Consider the following 17,068-nt stretch of genomic DNA (forward strand, 5'->3'; position numbering starts at 1 on the left):
TTTCGCTTTACATGTAAGACGTTATTCCGTTTTCTCTTTGACGTAGGTCGCTCCGTCGTTTACCTTTTCTTTCGTCCATTCATAGCCGTCTTTCGCATCTTTTTTAATGCCGCCCCAAGTAGCGCAACCGCTCAAAAGCGCAATACAAAAAAGGGGGAATAAATATTTCATATGTTTCTCCTTTTAAAATGTGGATTGAGTTTCACTAAGATCAAATCGGCAATCATATTGCCCAAAAGCGTCAAGAACGAAGCGATAATGAGTATACCCATAATTACGGGATAATCACGACTTAAAGCACTTTGGTAAAAAAGCAAGCCCATACCGTTGATGGCAAAAATCGATTCTAAGATCACACTCCCTCCGATCAGTCCCGGTAGCGACAAACCTAAAATCGTCACGATCGGAGGAGCAAGATTGGGCAGAATAAAATGCCTTAAAAGCACTTTGCCTTCAATGCCTCTGCTTTTGGCAAAAAAGACGTAGTCGCTTTTTAAAACCGCCAAACTCAAACTGCGAACGTACAAAATCAAACTTCCCACGCCTCCAAAAACCATCACGAAAATAGGCAAAACGACATGCCAAGCAACATCGGCATACGCGATCCAGCCTTCTTGAGGAAGACCTTGCGAATGCAGTCCCGAAATCGGAAAAAGTTTATAACGTACCGCAAACACGATGATCGTTAAAAGTGCTAAATAAAACGAGGGCATGGCATAACTGATCAAGGCAAACTGTTTCACGCTTTTGTCGTAAAAACCTTGTTTCATCGCCGCTTTGATGCCCAAATAAAGCGAAATGACCAACACCAGAACTAAACTGACACCGTTGAGAACTAACGTAATCGCAAGCCGATCTAAAATCTCGTCGCGTACCGGCTTTCCGCTTGCAAACGAGATACCAAAGTCTAAATGCACGATGGCTTTCAGCCACGAAAAAAATTGCATGAAAAGGGATTGATCGAGTCCGTAAACCCGTTTGAGTTGCTCTAAAGATTCTTGCGTAATGTTAGGATTGAGCTCGCCGCTCGCAAAAAAGGAGTTGGGAGCTAAATGAATAGCTCCAAAAGAGATTAAAGAGATAAGACCTAGCATTAGTACCACGTAAGAAATTTTTTGCAGTACCGTTTTCATCCGAGGCAATCCTTACTTTTGCAAATCCCACGCAAGCACGGTATGTCCTTCTTCATCGGTTTCATCCCGACCCATACCCATGATATTGTAGCCCGCATCCACGTAATGAATCTCGCCCGTAACGCCGCTGGAAAGATCGCTGAGAAGATACATACCGCTGTTGCCGACTTCATCGGTCGTCACGTTTTTACGAAGAGGCGCATTGGTTTCGTTCCAACGAAGAATCATTCTAAAATCGCCGATTCCGCTTGCCGCCAACGTTTTAATCGGTCCGGCGCTAATAGCGTTAACGCGAATACCACGACTTCCTAAATCCACCGCAAGATAGCGTACGCTCGCTTCAAGTGCCGCTTTGGCAACACCCATCACGTTGTAATGCGGTACGTAGCGCGGTCCGCCTAAGTACGAGAGCGTTAAAATAGAGCCGTTGTCGTTCAAGACGGGTAAACATGCCCGAGAAAGCGAAACCAACGAATATGCGGATGTTCCAAGTGCAATGTCAAATGCTTCTTTAGTCGTATCGATAAAATGACCGCTCAGTGCTTCTTTAGGAGCATACGCAACGGAGTGAACGACAAAATCGATCTTTCCGAAATCTTTTTCCAACGAAACGCTAAGGGCTTCCAAATGTGTCGGATTGTTAATGTCGAGCTCGTACACTTTATCGCTTCCGAACTCTTCGGCGATAGGACGTACGCGTTTTTCCAACGATTCGTTTAAGTACGTAAACGCTAATTCCGCACCTTGTTCACAACATGCTTTCGCAATCCCGTACGCGATGGACTTGTTATTGGCGATTCCTACGATAAGACCTTTTTTACCCTTCATAACCATATGCTTGACTCCTCTTATTTGTTCACGTGATCTGCAATGCGAATCATTTCGCAAAAAGCATTTTCATTCCAGCTTGCCGTTCCGACCAAAACACCTTCGCATGCTTTGACATGTAAGATAGATTCGATATTGTCCACTTTAACGCTTCCTCCGTATAAAAGAGGTTTTGAAAGCTTTGCGCGCAAACGACTCAAAACGTCGTCGATATCGTCTAAGCTAGCACTTAGACCCGTACCGATCGCCCAAACCGGCTCATAAGCGATGACCAAACGATCGTAATGCACGTCGATACCTTCAAATTGCTCCCAAAGGTAACTCATTACTGCATCGATACCTTGAACGCGAATTTCGGCGGGCTCACCGATACAATAGACGATTTCGACTTCTCTTGCTTTGGCAAAATCATATTTTTGTGCGATAAAAGCTTGAGACTCCTTTAAAAGATGCCGACGTTCGCTGTGTCCGATCAATACGCTTTCGATCTGGAACTCTTCTAACTGTTGAAAGCCGATTTCCCCGGTATACGATCCGCTTTGCACCGGATAAAAGTTTTGCGCTCCTACTTTAAGATTGTCATGTTCGCCAAAACGATCCAATGCCGTAAAAGGCGCAAAAATACGTACTTGCTGTCGGCTTTTTGCCTGTGCGATATAAGCTTGAATCGCTTGAACAAATGCCTTAGTGCCGGCTCTTGTATAATTGGTTTTAAAGTTGGACGCGATAATCATCGTTATTCGCTTTCGCTTTGGCTTAAAACTTTAACGCCGGGAAGCTCTTTTCCCTCGATCAATTCCAAGCTTGCACCGCCGCCCGTGGAGATGAACGTCATTTCGTCGGCATCTCCCGCACGCGCCACCACGTCGGCCGTATCGCCGCCGCCTACGACGGTCGTTGCATGTGCTTGAGCAATGTCGTGCGACATTTTGAAACTTCCTTTGGAAAATTTTTCAAGCTCGAAAACACCCATCGGACCGTTCCATAAAATCGTCTGAGCATCCGCAAGTGCTTCTCTAAAAAGGCGCGACGTCGCAGGTCCTATGTCAAGCCCCATCCAGCCTTTGGGAATTTCTTGAACCGTTACAAATTTAATCGTTGCGTCTTGTGAGCATGTTTGCGCGGCAACGACGTCGACCGGAAGGTAAATTTTGACGCCCAAACGCTTGGCTTCTTCCATGACGCGATTGGCTTCATCGATCAATTCGTCCTCTACGATCGAATTCCCGATATCAAGCCCTTGCGCTTTTAAGAACGTAAACGCCATACCGCCGCCGATAACGAGTTTATCGACGCGAGGCAATAAGTTGACCAAGGCCTGAAGTTTGCCGCTGACTTTGCTACCGCCCACGACGGCAACAAACGGACGGGTCGGACGGCGTAATAAATTGCGTGAAAATTCGATCTCTTTTTGAAGCAAAAATCCCGCCGCCGAAGATTTTTCATTGAAATAATGCGTAATCGCCTCAACCGAAGCATGCGCACGGTGGCATACGCCGAAGGCATCGTTAATATAAACTTCCGCCATATCGGCAAGCGCTTTGGCAAACTCTTCGTCGTTTGCCGTTTCGCCTTTGCAAAAACGGAGGTTTTCTAACAGTAAGATTTCTCCCGCTTGCAACGCCGCCGCTTTTTCCGTCGCATCTTTTCCGATCACGTCCGAACTCAAAACCACTTCTTTGGACAACAGACGTTTAAGCCTCATCTGAACGGGGGCAAGCGAATATTTTTCGTCCACGGCGCCTTTAGGTCTGCCTAAATGACTCGCGAGAATAATCGAACATCCGTGATCCAAACAATAACGAATCGTCGGAATTGCCGAACGAACCCTGCGATCGTCGGTAATATTGGCAAACTCGTCTAAAGGCACATTGAAATCACATCGAATAAAAACTTTTTTACCTGCAATATCGAGATCTCTAATGGAACGAATCATATGTTTTCCTTACTTTATTTGCTAACGTAAACGGCCATATCGACTAAACGCGTCGAATAACCCCACTCGTTGTCGTACCATGCCATAACTTTGACCATATCGCCGCAAATGACTTGCGTTAGATCAAGTGCCACGACGGAACTCCATGAACTGGTCACAAAATCTTGAGAGACTCGTTGCTCCGTATCGACTTCTAAAATGCCTTTGAGTTTTCCTTTGGCGTGTTCGCTAAAAAGCGCATTGACCTCTTCTTTGCTCGTCTCTTTTTTCAATAAAACGTTCAAATCGACCATCGAAACGTTCGGCGTCGGTACACGCACGCTTTGTCCGTGTAAGCGACCTTTAAGGTGAGGAAGAACCAAACCGATCGCTTTTGCCGCACCCGTACTGCTCGGAATGAGATTGACCGCCGCCGCACGCGCTCGACGTAAATCGTTTTTACGGTGTTTCACGTCTAAAATATTTTGATCGTTGGTGTAAGAGTGAACGGTCGTCATAAGCCCTTTGTCGATACCGAAAGCATCGTCTAATATTTTAGCGACGGGGCCCAAACAATTGGTCGTACAACTGGCATTGGAAATAATCGTTTGACCGGCATATGCTTCTTCGTTGACACCCAGCACGAAGGTCGGCGTGTCATCTTTTGCCGGAGCAGAGAGCACGACTTTTTTAATGCCGTTATCGATAAAAACCTGCATATCTTTTTGTGTTAAAAGAGCACCCGTACACTCAAGAACGACGTCTACGCCGTAATCGGCAAAGTTCAGCTCTTTCGCATCGCGGGTAGAAAACATTTTGACTTTGGATTTTCCCATTTGCATATAATCATCTTCAAGCAGTTCGACATGTCCTAAAAATCCGCCGTGCACGCTATCGTATTTGAGTAGTTGTTTTGTGGTAGCACGATCTGCGGTGTCGTTCACGCAGACAAGTTCAACGTCATCGCGAGAATCGATAATTCTGGCGACACATCTTCCGATGCGACCGAATCCGTTTATAGCAATTTTGAGTGCCATAGGTTTTCCTTTTGATATAATAGTCGTTTTAATCTACAATTTGCTTTGATAAAAGCGAATTATTTTATCCAAAATGTAGTATAAAAAAGTTTAAAGTAAGGAAGACACACCGTTGCATATCGCTCTTTTTGGCGGCTCGTTCGATCCGCCGCACACGGCTCACGAAAAAATCGTACTTGAAGCACTGCGCCGTCTCAATCTTTCCAAACTCTTCATCGTTCCAACCTACCTAAGTCCTTTTAAGGAGAGCTTTTGCGCACCGGCACCGATGCGACTCGAATGGCTAAAACGTATGTTTTGCCACCTTCCCGACGTCGAGGTTCTTTCGTACGAAGTAGATCAACAAAGGCAAGTACCGACGATCGAAACGATCTTACATGTCAAAAGCTGTTATCCGAATGCACATTGCTACCTCATCGTCGGAAGCGATTCGTATGCGAATCTTCCGCGATGGAATCGATACGAAGAAATCGTACGAAACGTTGAAATCGTTGTCGCCCAACGCGGAAGCTTTATTCCGCCCGAAGACTTGAAAATTTTACCGATTAATGTTAATATCAGTTCTTCAAAGCTGCGCTCGTTTTTGGACCCGAGATTTATCCCCAAAGCCATCGAAAATGAAGTGATAGCGTTTTATACAAGGAATCCAATGGACAATAGAATCGAAAGAATTATCACCGCGTTAAGTGATAAAAAAGCGGAAGATATACAAGTGTTTGATATGAGCGGGAAAGACTATTTCGTCAACACCGTTATTATTGCAAGTACGATGGGAGAACGACACGGGCTCTCTTTGCTCGATCATCTTAAAACCGAGCTCAAAAGCGCGGGAGAAAACTTTTTAAACGTTGATGCCGACGATAATTGGACGGTCATCGATATGGGCGATCTTTTAATTCATCTGATGACGCCCGAGTACCGTAAAAAATACAATATCGAAGTTTTTCTCAAAGAGAGAGAAGAAGAAATGAAAAAAATCAGAGGCGTAGAGTAATCTACACCTCCTTACATGTCAGCTTTCGAGTTTAGAGTTTTGCATCGGGCTTCGGTGTTTTTTCATTGCTTTCCGGAAGTTCGGGATACGTAATAACAGGCTTTCTTCCTTTCAATGCCTTTAAAAACGTTTCGATTTTAGCACTGTCCGCATCGCTGATCGTAATTCCCAGTTGCGTACTTCCCATCTCTTTAATCGCATCTTTCAAGGTCCAAATCGCACCGTTGTGAAAATACGGAGCCGTTTCGGTAATATTTCTCAAGGTCGGCGTTTTGACCATACCGTTTGCATCGCCTTTAAAATCTCCGACTTGCGCGAACTTATATTTTCCCGCTACCTGAAACGCTTGCATCGTACCGCCTAAAGCGATACCGTTATGGCACGCCGCACACCCTTTGTCGATAAACACTTCCAACCCTTCTTTCTCGGTTTTGGAAAGCGCGTTATCGTTTCCGTTCATAAAATCATCGAACCGTGAAGGCGTAACCAACGTTTTCTCAAAAATAGCAATCGTCGACGTAATCTTCTCAAACGAAATTTTAACGTTATCGCCGTAAGCAAATTTGAACTCATCGACGTAAGCCGGAATTGAATTAATGCGCTCTTCGACTAATTTAGGAGGGGCAGCCATTTCAGGACCTGCTTGAACGGGACCTTGCGCTTGATCGGCTAGGTGCGGGCTTCTACCGTCCCAAAATTGTGCTTTAAAAAAAGCGGAGTTGTAAACCGTCGGAGAGTTGAGGTGATGCGGATTGGCCGTCCATCCGTGACCGATCGCCGCACTAATCCCGTCCGTACCTCCGGTAGCTAGGTTGTGACAGGTATTGCAACTAATTAAAGAACTGCGCGACATTCTCGGATCAAAATAGAGTTTCTTCCCAAGCTCCACTTTTGCCGATGTGATTGGATCTTTAGGATCATCAATTAATTTTAAAACCTCAAGCTGACTTACGGGAATCGCCTCAATTCCGTTTTGCTTAACTTTTTCTACCAAGCTGTTTGCACCGAAAACTACGGTAGCACTCAACGCACAAAGGCTTAGAACCTTAGACATTTGCATTTCATCTCCTTTTTAAGAATGTACAAGCATTATAAAGATATCTATCTTAAATAGTAATTAATCTTATTTAGAATTTATTCCTATAATTAATTTTTCTTAAATAGGATAGTTAATATCTTATTAAGCTCGACTGCTATAAAATTACGGCATTTACGGTATTTTTAACATTATTACAAAGGTAAGTGCGTTTTATGGAAAGATTTAAAGATGTACTAAAGGCAAGCAACCTCAAATCGACGCATCAACGTTTGGCGATACTCGATTCTATCGATCAGTTTGGACATATCGACATCGATACGCTTTTTGACGTTATTATCCGTAAATATCCGACGATGTCGAAAGCTACTCTCTATCGTAACATTAACGATCTTATTAATTTTCATATTTTAGAAGAAGTGAAACTCCCACATCAAAAACAACAATACGAAATTAAAAAAGTACCGCATATTCATCTTTTATGTTCAAAATGCGGTAGCGTCGAAGATATTTTTATCGATACGAAACCTCTTTTAGAAGCAATTTCCCACCAAAGCGGCTTTACAATCAATAGCAGTTTTATGGTGATGAACGGTATTTGCCAACACTGCCGCTCTTAACTTACGTGTTTTATTACCTTTGATTACCGATACGTTACCGTTTTATCAGAATTATAAAATATTAAGTTCTCTTTTTTTATACTGTAAGTAATCGTATGATCCTCTTCAATTATCGTACAAGACAAAAGGTACTGTTATTTTGATCAAAATTTTTCTGTGTTTAGTACTATTCAACTCTTTCTTATTCAGTGAAACGATAGCTTCTTTATTAAACGAATACGAGCGTGTTTCCGATAATTCGTTACAAACCGTCGATGAAAAAATAGGGCATGTCATTAACTACTCCCAACAAGAGATTCGTTTGATGCAGTACCGCACCCTCAACGACATTCTTCGAGAATTGCCCGTTTTTAACGTAAACTCCAACCGTTTTGGACTTTCCACTCCTTCTTTGGTCGGCACGAAAACGGCGGCGAGCGGCTTCTTTCGCTTTTTTATTAACGATCATGAACTGAGCTCCGGATACGACCAATCAACCTTACTTTCATGGGGCGATCTTCCTCTGGATTTTATCGATCACGTCGAAATTTATTACGGAGAAAGTTCTTTTTCCTTCGGTAACGAAACGGGAATTTATTATATTCGTATCTATACTAAAAAGCCCGAAAAAGAAAATGCTTCGGCAATTAATCTAGGCATTAATTCCCAAAAAGCGTATTCACAAAGTTTTACGCAGTCGCAAACCTTTGAAAACGGTTGGAAATACCTTATGTTTGTCAATCAATCCCGAATGTTTAAAGAGTCGGATTATAAAAATCAAACCCTTAATGCTAACGGAACACGAAGGTATCTTTTTGCCGATGCCAGTAACGAAAACTCTCGCATCAGCATAGCGTATACCGACCTTGCAAGCAACAATTACGCGGGCCTTTCCATCGATGCTATCCCCGATAGCGGACGTATACGATCCAAGGATTTTTTCGTTGACGTAACGCAATTTTTTTTAGACGACCGTTCCATCAAAGCTAACCTCTCTTTTGACGCGAATAACCGAGAGTATTACGAAGAAAATGCTCAAGGATTATGGCTCGTTCCCGTACTCGATTTTACGCAATTGGGATTAACGATTCCTATCGTATTCGATGAAGAATTAGAGGTTTTCAAAACCAACGCATTTCTTTCAAAAACCTTCACGAGTGATGAAAATACGTTCCTTACGGCGCTTAACGTTCAACATAAAAGCTACGACGTCAACACTAGAAAAACAACCAATATGTTGCATCAAACAACCGATGTTGGGGCATACAACGACTTCGATACCGAGACGATCGGCTCTTTGATCGTGCAAGACAGTTACCGACTAAGCGACGAGATCATTCTCGTCGCCAACGCAAAATCGGATCGACACCGACGTGACGGATTTATGGAAGACTCGACCGATTCGCTTTATCGTATCGGGGCAATTTATACGCCGACAGATTATCTCGGTCTCAAAAGCTTTTACACGAAAACTGCTATTGCACCCACATTTTACACGATCGATTATGCCGCTTTTTTCGACAAAGAACTCCAATCGCAAATTTACCGTTTCTATACCTTGGAAGCGGCATTGACGTTTGGCGACTCTAAAGTGAATGTTACGTACGATCATGTCGCTATCGACGATTTTATCTACTATGACCCTACGGTCGGATTTTTGAACGTCGATCATACGATTCATACCGAAGGTCTGATCTTTGATTACGAATACGCCTTATCGCGCAACGACAAATTGCACCTCAATTATTACACGTCGACGCTTAGCGAAACGATCACTAATTCAACCAAGGGCGGCTATATTAAATACATGGGCAGTTACCAAAAGTGGGACTACTTTACCTCTTTGATTTACAAAAACGCCTACCGTTACGAAACGATCAACGTTCCGGCAAGCTATAACGTGAGCCTCGGTGCAACCTACCATCTAACAAAAGATCTGAGCTATAGCGTCAAAGTCAATAACATTCTCGACAAATCGACGCGTTCTCTTTACCAAGAAAACGTCAACGGCTCTTTCACACTCGAAGACGATAACGATCGAAGCATCTTTTTTTCGCTGCAATGGATTTTTTAATGAAGCACGTCATAATCATTAGCTTACTTGCGATTTTCACGTATGCGGATAATTATACGTTTTTGGTCAAACCGTATCAAAAAGAGATAGAATTAGAGGCAAAAATTATTGCCGAAATTGCCGCTTCTTCTTTGGACGAACCCCTTAGACTCTTTATCCCGGAAATTTCAAAACTTGAAAAAAGCGTCTACGCGCAGTATGCAACGCTTAGCACGACATGTGAAGATGCCAACTTTATTTTTATCAATAAAAACATCGATGAAAAAAATATCTGCCATGGTAAAAACACGCTTTACTTTACCAACAATTATCGGAAACTTCTTTCCGACGAACGTTATTTCGGTGCTTTTTTTTGGAATAAAAGCCGACCGAATATCGTTTTTATCCAACGACGACTCCAAGCACGCCGCATCCATTTACCGAGCTCTTTTGAACAGTTTATCGAGCCGATCGAATGACACTGCGCTCGTTATGGCATAAAAGTCCGTTTTATTTTTTTATTCCGACGCTTTTGATTGCTTTTGTTCTGCTTTTACTTCTTAGCTATACGATTAAACTTGAAGAGCAAATCGGTCGCAAACTCTTTACGATTTCCACTTCCGATCTTTTCAGCATCACCCAAAATTGCGCTTCGCAAGTCGAAAATTTGCTTCATTCCCAACAAGATTACGTCGAAGCGTTGAAAAACGACGTCACGTTACAACGCCGCGTCGAATCGTATCTCAAAACACTCTTAACGCCCAATATCAAATACGCGTATTTGGTTTACAAAGACGACCGCGGCATCTTTCGCTTTTTAAGCGATGCGTCCGCAAAAGAAGACAAAGCGATGATCAATCAAAAACTAGATATTGAAAGTCCCGAATGGTTTCGTATCTACGAAGAAAAACGTCCCGTTATTATTCATCATACGCTCTTGCATCAACTATCGCTTACCTACCTCCTGCCCATTCAATACGACCATCAGGTGCGACTCGTCTTGGCTATTGATTTTTCGGTTCAAAAAATCGAAGAAGTGAACTATGTTTTGACGATTTTAAAACGCGGAATTATCGGCATAATGGTGATTATCGGCGTTATTTTATTCTTTTTGATCCTGCAGGCGATTCGTTTGAAAGATATACGCAAAAATAGCTTTATCGATAAACTGACCGGCGTTTATAACCGTAACTACCTGCAACATTACCAAGATTTGATTCCGCTCGACGATTATATTATTGCGGCGTTAGACATCGACTATTTTAAAAAAATCAACGATACCTACGGACACGATAGCGGCGATCAGGTGCTAACGCAAATCGCTCAAACGCTTTTAACTTCAACGCGAGAAAAAGAAGATATCGTCATTCGATACGGAGGAGAAGAGTTTTTAATCTTAGCGCGTATGCAAAAAAATGATCCGAGCACACCGCTTAATATCATTGAAAAACTCTTCAGCACGATTCAAAATACCCGTTTTGTATTGCCCTCCAATGAATCGATTCAGCTTAGCGTTTCGATCGGCGTTAATCTCGTTCCTCAAAAATCACGTACGTTTCAAGAAGCTTTTAAACTTGCCGACGTCGCACTTTACAATGCCAAATCGAAAGGGCGCAATACCATTGAGATTTACGACGAATCCGGACACAAAGATCAACGCGGTCATTTATCCTTAGCCGAAATTAAAGCGGCAATCGAAGAAGATCGCCTGACATGTTACTATCAAAAAATTATCGATGTCGAAACCGCTCAGATTTCACATTACGAAGCTCTTTTGCGCCTTTTCGACCATGAAAACCGCATCGTAACGCCCGATAAAATCCTTCCGAGCATTCAAGGTACGTTTTTATTGCGGAACATTACGCAAAAAGTTCTCGGTGTCTGCTATCAACAACTTCGTCTTCATCCCAAGCTTTGCATCAACGTGAATCTCAATCCTCAAGATATTATCGACGAGACGATCTTATCGCTTCTAAAAACCTACGCACAAGACCCTTTGATCGCAAAACGCTTAGGTTTAGAGCTGGTTGAGACGGAAGATTTGGTACGTAAAGAAAAAGCAAAAGAGAATTTGTCGATGCTGAAGCGCTTAGGGTATCAAATCTTTATCGATGATTTTGGGAGCGGATATTCCAACTTTATTTACCTTGCCGAATTAAAACCCGACTTTATTAAAATTGACGGGAGTATTATTCAAAAAATTCTAACCGATACGATTTCATTTTTATTGGTCAAAAATATCGTGACGTTTGCCAAAGAAGCCGGCATCGAAGTCATCGCCGAATACGTAAGCGATGAAGGCATCTGTGAACAAATTCGCGATTTAGGCATTCGCTACGCCCAAGGCTTCTTCTTCTCTCGCCCCGAACCGGCTTCCTCACTTTGCGATTAAAACCACTTCTCCCCTTGCGAGGCTTCTATTTTTTCTTCAAGCGCATCGTCTAGCTCGCATAGAAAATCAAACCCGCTGCGACGTTCGATTTCATCGATACTAACCGCATAACGTTCGAAAGAATCGTTTGGCTTGGCGTTTTGAGGAATAATCACGCCGAACGTATGAAGCTGATCGGTGGCGTCGATACCGACGTAAAATTTATAAAATGCCGAGGGAACTTGAATCCATGCCGAACTTTTTAACGTTTGAGAACGTCCTTCAAACAAGGGTCCGGTATACACCCACAATACTTTGTATTTTGGAGCGAACGTCTCGATTTCCGCTTCTTCTAGACGTTGCCAAATTTTTTGATTTAAAGAGGGTTTTTGCGGCGTAATATTGGTCATCAAAAAGGTCTCGTATTGAGCGGTTTTACCGTAGAGACGGGCTATCGCAAAATTGGGTGCCATATGCCCTCGATCATACCCGCTATTGGTATAATCCTCTTGTGCGATTAAGCCGAGATTTCGCCAATCGCGACTAAAACTTTCAGGGCGTTTGAGTGAACCTGTCTCGCTAGAAGAAGGTGTAAGTTTATAAACCACCCAAAGTGGATTGGCTTTTATATCCGAATATCCTACCATATACGCACGATTGCGAAAAACACGCGTCCAATGTTCGCTACGTGCATCGAGTGCTTGAGGAACACCTTTAAAACACATCGTATCGCGCGCGATAAAAACTTCGTACATGTAAGAAAGCCCTCCTAAAAGAAGGGCTATGATTAAGAGTTTTGGATAGCGTATCGCTAAACGCAGAAGCGTCGTTAAAAGGCGTTCACGTCGCATGAAGAAAGACTACATTCTCTCTTTAGCATGAATGCCGATCATGCGAAGTCCTACGCGTAAAGAGAGCGCAACGACGGCGAACAGCTTAAGTAGCTTTGCCTCGTCGTCACTTCCGACGACACGGTTTTCGTTGTAAAATTTATGCAGTGCCGCCGCAAGGGATTTTAAATATTCGGTCACTTTTTGTACTTGTCGGGAATGAAACGCATCATCTAAAACTTCAGGAAGCAACAGAGCACTAAAAAGAAGGTTTTGAGCCTCTTCGCTTAAGTTTTCTAATGTGACATGTACGATATCTTGAAGCGATTTTTCGGCTTTTGCAAAAATCTGATTGACCCTTGCATGCGCGTAATTCACGTAAAAAACGGGATTGTTATTATCTTCTTGCTTAAACACGTCGATGTCAAACTCAAGGTGCGTATCGGATTTTTTGCTGAGAAAAACGAAACGTAATGCGTCCCTACCTATCTCGGCAACGACGTCGCTCATCAAAATGAAATTTCCGGCACGTTTACTCATTTTATACGGCTCTTTGCCTTTGAGTAAAGAGACCATTTGCGCCAATAACACTTCCAGTTTGGATTCGTCGTACCCTAAGAAATTAATCGCCGCTTTCACGCGTGCGATATAACCGTGGTGGTCTGCGCCCCAAATGTTAATATAGTGATCGTAGCCGCGTTGAAACTTATTGTCGTGGTAGATAATATCCCCCGCCAAATAAGTCGGTCTGCCGTCTTCTCTGACAACGACACGATCTTTTTCGTCGCCCAAGTCGGTCGAACGAATCCACACTTTGCCGCCTTCTTCATACGTTTTAGCATTGTTGCGTAATCGCGTAAAGCTGGCGTCCCATTGATCATAAAGGGATTTTTCGCTGACAAATTGCTCAAAATGGATTCCCACGTCCGCAAGATTGGATCGAATAAGCTCTAACATCTTGTCTTTGCCCCAAACGGACAAGCGTTTGATGTTTTCTTCGTTATGGAAAATTGCTTCGCCGAGCTCATCTTTGGCGACGAACGCCAAATCGACGATGTACTCACCGCGATAGAACTCTTCGGGCCATTGCACGTCAACGCTCAGTATATGCTCACGTCCGGCAAGGTAAATCGAAAGCCCCAGCAAATCGACTTGATTTCCCGCATCGTTGACGTAATATTCGGTCGTAATTTGATACCCAAGATGCGTTCCGATACGATAGAGAGCATCGCCCATAACCGCGCCTCTGGCATGCCCGATATGCAAAGGTCCCGTAGGGTTTGCACTGACGTATTCCAATAAAATGGTTTCGTCATGCGTATCGCTGCCAAATTCGGCTTCATGTTCCAATGCCCATGTCGCATAGTGATCAAGGAACGACTCGCTCAATTTAAAATTGATGTACCCTTTGATCGGCGTAACGGCTTGAAAAATACCGTCGGTATCGAACTTGGAACAAAGCTCTTCGGCAATCGCAATAGGAGATTTTTTCAACTCTTTTGCTAACGAAAATGCGATCGGCGTTGCATAATGCCCAAAAAAAAGATTGGTCGGTTTTTCTAAAACAAACTCTCTTTGCAGTGTCTTTTGAATGACTTCGGTAACTCTTTTTTTCAACACCGAACCTTATACGGATTTTTTTTCGTCGACGTGAGGCACTGTCGTCGACGCCGTGACGTCTACTTTAGACTCTACTTTTTCGCTTGGTGCTACGGCTGTAGCTTCGTCGTCTTCTTTAATTGCTTTTTTAAAATCTTTAATTCCCTGTCCAAAGCCCTTGGCCAATTCAGGAATTTTTTTTGCACCGAAAAGCAAAACAACCACGGCTAAAATAACTAACCAATGTCCCATACTAAACGTACCCATTTTTTCTCCTTACGTAATTGATCTCAACGCTTAATTTGATTTTTTTTCTTCATGCGGCGGCGTTGTCGTCGCAGTCGTATCGTTTTTTGTTTCCATATTTTCTATTGTCGGCGTCTCTTCTTCTTTTATCGCTTTTTTAAAGTTTTTGATTCCTTGACCGACCCCTTTAGCAAGATCGGGGATTTTTTTCGCACCGAAAAGCAAAACGATAATCAGCAAAATGACGAGCCAGTGTGAAATACTAAACGTTCCCATTGTGTTCCTTATACTCTAAAAGTAACTTATTATAGCATTTTTTCCTAAACGAAAAATGAGGCGGACTTGCTACTCGATATTCGCCCAAGAGCTGATGAATTCGCCCAAATCCGTTAAAGCCGTTTTCGTACGTGAAGCTAAAGCGATCGCAATAAGCGTATGTGCGGTTTCTTCCAAATCGTCGTTAATCAGTAAATAATCGTATTCTTTGATACATGTCATCTCTGAAACGGCATTCGCCAATCGCTTGTCGATGACGTCATTCGAATCCGTACCTCGAAAACACAGTCGTTCCCGTAAGCTTTTTTGGTCCGGAGTCGTAATAAAAACCGAAGTAATCACGTCGCCGAATTTTTCGCGAGCGATTTTATGCCCTTGAACATCGATGTCGCATACGACCAAATGCCCCTCGTGCAACGCTTTTAAAATAGGCTTTAAAGAAGTTCCGTAATAGTTGTCGTGCACCTTTGCCCATTCTAAAAAGTATCCCGCTTCCATGTCCTGCTCAAAAGCCTCTTTGGAAATAAAATGATAACTGACACCCTCTTTTTCGCCTTCACGTATCGCGCGTGTCGTACTCGAGATAGAAAAATAAGCATCGGGAATTGCCTGAAGTACATGCTTCATCAAAGAACTTTTCCCCGATCCGCTAGGACCTGAAAGCACTAAAAGATTGCCTTTCATCCTTTATTTCTCGTCAAAGGTAATGGAAATATTAATACGCATTCCTTTTAAAGCTTCACGTAAAATATCGCTTTGGGCAAGTCCCGAAATACTTCTGGAAATGCTATTTTCGATTTCACCGCGTATAACGTCTATTTTCTCTTCTTCTTGCGCACTTTCTTGATCGCAACATGGCGCTAAAGACGCTGGAGAATCTTCGTCTATGGCTTCTCCGAACGCCGATTTAAGAAGATTTTCGTTTAAATCATCCAGCGATGCGATGCTAGCATCTTGGCTACGAGAGGCAACAACATCGATAGCGGTAACGGGTTCGAATGAAACGTCTTCGTGTTCAAGCTCTTCCACAGCATCATCGACATGCGGGATCATAAGCGCATCGTCTTCGGGGAAGTCCGCTTCGTCTTCATCCTCAGGTACTTCTTCAGGCAATTCTATCAACGTTTCCTCAAAAGAGTCGATGATCTCTTCTTGCGGAAGGATTTCTTCTTCAGCTTCCTCTTCGTCGACTTGGGCTATCGTCGGCATTTCATGCACATCGGACGCTTCCTCCAACGCCAAATCTTCATCTTCAAAAGCCCCTAAAGAGATCACATCCGTCTGATCTTGCATTTTTGTGTCTTCTTCAAATGCAAAATCGTCTTCTTCCTCTTTTTTCTCGTCTTCATCTTCATCGTTGAGGAAAGCTAAAGTATCGTCGATTTCATGCAAAGCTTCGTTTTCTTCTTCTTGATCGCTGTCGTCTAAAAGCTGTTTAACTTCGTTAATATCGTCTTTGTCTAAAATACACGGCGTTGCTTCGCCTTTTTCTTCTTCAATGAGTTCTTCGTCGTCTTCTTGCACCGGCACAGTACCTAGTATTTCGTCTTCTTCAAGCAATAATGACGCCTCATCCAATTCGTCCAAAGCCAACTCTTCTTCATTCTTAGATGGCATATCTTGAGTATGCGCGTCGAGTAATGTTTCATCTTCAAACGACATTTCACCGAGCTCCACTTCCCCTAATTCTAACGATGTATCTTCATCGTCGGAAGGGATCGGAAGCGTTAACGGCTCGTCTTCGTCTAAGGTATCGATATTGTCGATATCGAAGGCTTTTTCTTCGTCGTTTTGCTCCGGCAATACGATCGGATCTTCAACTCTAACGCTCAAAAGCGTATTTTTCGCTTTTTCCAGTAACGTTAGAAAATCGGTCGGTAAAAAGGGTTTTTCCAAAAGAACGTTTACGCCTTGTGGTTTTTGCGTACCTCGTTGCCCGATATAAACAACATAGTTACATTCACTCGTCTCTTTCACGCCTTCAAGGGCTTCTTCTTCATACACCTCGTTATCTACCAATATGACGTCGTATTGAACCAAGGGAACCAACCCGTAATCGTCAAATTCGTCCAACTCATACCCGACCTTATCGGTACTAAGTTTGATAAGCCTTGAAACGGCGGGGTTCGTGTTGAGTAGTAACAGGCGCAT

General features: G+C 43.1%; 18 protein-coding genes. 5 read left to right on the forward strand and 13 right to left on the reverse strand.

Annotated elements, in window-relative coordinates; translation table 11 throughout:
* Positions 1 to 21: 21 nt before the first annotated feature.
* Genes NL930_RS10830 through gap form a run of 6 tightly spaced genes read right to left on the reverse strand, consistent with a single transcriptional unit; the run spans position 22 to position 4,913 of the window.
* On the reverse strand, positions 22 to 171 hold the full coding sequence (locus NL930_RS10830) for a hypothetical protein (RefSeq protein WP_173636964.1): 150 nt from the start codon (positions 169 to 171) through the stop codon (positions 22 to 24).
* A complete protein-coding gene (locus tag NL930_RS10835) occupies positions 168 to 1,133 on the reverse strand; it encodes an ABC transporter permease (protein WP_039672211.1) in 966 nt (321 codons plus the stop codon). Before NL930_RS10835 ends, NL930_RS10830 begins: the two co-directional genes overlap by 4 nt.
* Positions 1,134 to 1,145: 12 nt before the next feature.
* Positions 1,146 to 1,967 (reverse strand): enoyl-ACP reductase FabI, encoded by an 822-nt coding sequence (gene fabI / locus NL930_RS10840; protein ID WP_254376683.1) that lies wholly within the window; start codon positions 1,965 to 1,967, stop codon positions 1,146 to 1,148.
* 14 nt (positions 1,968 to 1,981) lie between these two features.
* Positions 1,982 to 2,695: a triose-phosphate isomerase gene (locus NL930_RS10845; protein WP_254376684.1), complete on the reverse strand. Its 714-nt coding sequence runs from the start codon at positions 2,693 to 2,695 to the stop codon at positions 1,982 to 1,984.
* 2 nt (positions 2,696 to 2,697) lie between these two features.
* On the reverse strand, positions 2,698 to 3,897 hold the full coding sequence (gene pgk, locus NL930_RS10850) for a phosphoglycerate kinase (protein ID WP_060826576.1): 1,200 nt from the start codon (positions 3,895 to 3,897) through the stop codon (positions 2,698 to 2,700).
* A gap of 14 nt (positions 3,898 to 3,911) precedes the next feature.
* A complete protein-coding gene (gene gap, locus NL930_RS10855; protein ID WP_039672207.1) occupies positions 3,912 to 4,913 on the reverse strand; it encodes a type I glyceraldehyde-3-phosphate dehydrogenase in 1,002 nt (333 codons plus the stop codon).
* 112 nt (positions 4,914 to 5,025) lie between these two features.
* On the opposite strand from gap, the gene nadD reads away from it, so the two are divergent.
* Positions 5,026 to 5,907 carry a nicotinate (nicotinamide) nucleotide adenylyltransferase gene (nadD, locus tag NL930_RS10860; protein WP_254376685.1) on the forward strand — a complete coding sequence of 294 codons (882 nt, stop codon included), beginning with the start codon at positions 5,026 to 5,028 and terminating at the stop codon, positions 5,905 to 5,907.
* A 31-nt stretch (positions 5,908 to 5,938) separates the two neighbouring features.
* Here the strand turns inward: nadD and NL930_RS10865 are convergent, their stop codons facing one another.
* On the reverse strand, positions 5,939 to 6,967 hold the full coding sequence (locus NL930_RS10865) for a cytochrome-c peroxidase (RefSeq protein WP_254376686.1): 1,029 nt from the start codon (positions 6,965 to 6,967) through the stop codon (positions 5,939 to 5,941).
* Positions 6,968 to 7,158: 191 nt separating this feature from the next.
* On the opposite strand from NL930_RS10865, the gene NL930_RS10870 reads away from it, so the two are divergent.
* From NL930_RS10870 to NL930_RS10885, 4 genes are all read left to right on the forward strand, one after another.
* The gene (locus NL930_RS10870) at positions 7,159 to 7,563 is read left to right on the forward strand and encodes a Fur family transcriptional regulator (protein WP_254376687.1); all 405 of its coding nucleotides are present in this window, start codon (positions 7,159 to 7,161) and stop codon (positions 7,561 to 7,563) included.
* Between the two features lie 139 nt (positions 7,564 to 7,702).
* Positions 7,703 to 9,616, forward strand: coding sequence for a TonB-dependent siderophore receptor (locus NL930_RS10875; RefSeq protein WP_254376688.1), 1,914 nt, complete (start codon positions 7,703 to 7,705; stop codon positions 9,614 to 9,616).
* On the forward strand, positions 9,616 to 10,074 hold the full coding sequence (locus NL930_RS10880) for a hypothetical protein (RefSeq protein WP_254376689.1): 459 nt from the start codon (positions 9,616 to 9,618) through the stop codon (positions 10,072 to 10,074). Before NL930_RS10875 ends, NL930_RS10880 begins: the two co-directional genes overlap by 1 nt.
* Positions 10,071 to 11,987 (forward strand): bifunctional diguanylate cyclase/phosphodiesterase, encoded by a 1,917-nt coding sequence (locus NL930_RS10885; protein ID WP_254376690.1) that lies wholly within the window; start codon positions 10,071 to 10,073, stop codon positions 11,985 to 11,987. The genes NL930_RS10880 and NL930_RS10885 overlap by 4 nt, the downstream gene beginning before the upstream one ends.
* Here the strand turns inward: NL930_RS10885 and NL930_RS10890 are convergent.
* From NL930_RS10890 to NL930_RS10915, 6 genes are all read right to left on the reverse strand, one after another.
* Complete coding sequence (locus NL930_RS10890) at positions 11,984 to 12,817, reverse strand: DNA/RNA non-specific endonuclease (RefSeq protein WP_039672202.1); 834 nt, start codon at positions 12,815 to 12,817, stop codon at positions 11,984 to 11,986. The two genes, NL930_RS10885 and NL930_RS10890, sit on opposite strands and share 4 nt — an antisense overlap.
* Positions 12,818 to 12,826: 9 nt before the next feature.
* On the reverse strand, positions 12,827 to 14,413 hold the full coding sequence (gene argS, locus NL930_RS10895; RefSeq protein ID WP_254376691.1) for an arginine--tRNA ligase: 1,587 nt from the start codon (positions 14,411 to 14,413) through the stop codon (positions 12,827 to 12,829).
* Positions 14,414 to 14,422: 9 nt separating this feature from the next.
* Entirely contained in the window at positions 14,423 to 14,662 is a 240-nt protein-coding gene (gene tatA / locus NL930_RS10900; protein ID WP_254376692.1) for a twin-arginine translocase TatA/TatE family subunit, read from the reverse strand.
* Between the two features lie 30 nt (positions 14,663 to 14,692).
* On the reverse strand, positions 14,693 to 14,917 hold the full coding sequence (gene tatA, locus NL930_RS13400; RefSeq protein WP_039672199.1) for a twin-arginine translocase TatA/TatE family subunit: 225 nt from the start codon (positions 14,915 to 14,917) through the stop codon (positions 14,693 to 14,695).
* Between the two features lie 69 nt (positions 14,918 to 14,986).
* Positions 14,987 to 15,601 (reverse strand): guanylate kinase, encoded by a 615-nt coding sequence (gmk, locus tag NL930_RS10910; RefSeq protein WP_039672198.1) that lies wholly within the window; start codon positions 15,599 to 15,601, stop codon positions 14,987 to 14,989.
* Between the two features lie 3 nt (positions 15,602 to 15,604).
* Positions 15,605 to 17,068, reverse strand: coding sequence for a hypothetical protein (locus tag NL930_RS10915; RefSeq protein ID WP_254376693.1), 1,464 nt, complete (start codon positions 17,066 to 17,068; stop codon positions 15,605 to 15,607).

This window comes from Sulfurospirillum sp. hDNRA2 (assembly GCF_024206095.2).
Taxonomy (GTDB): domain Bacteria; phylum Campylobacterota; class Campylobacteria; order Campylobacterales; family Sulfurospirillaceae; genus Sulfurospirillum.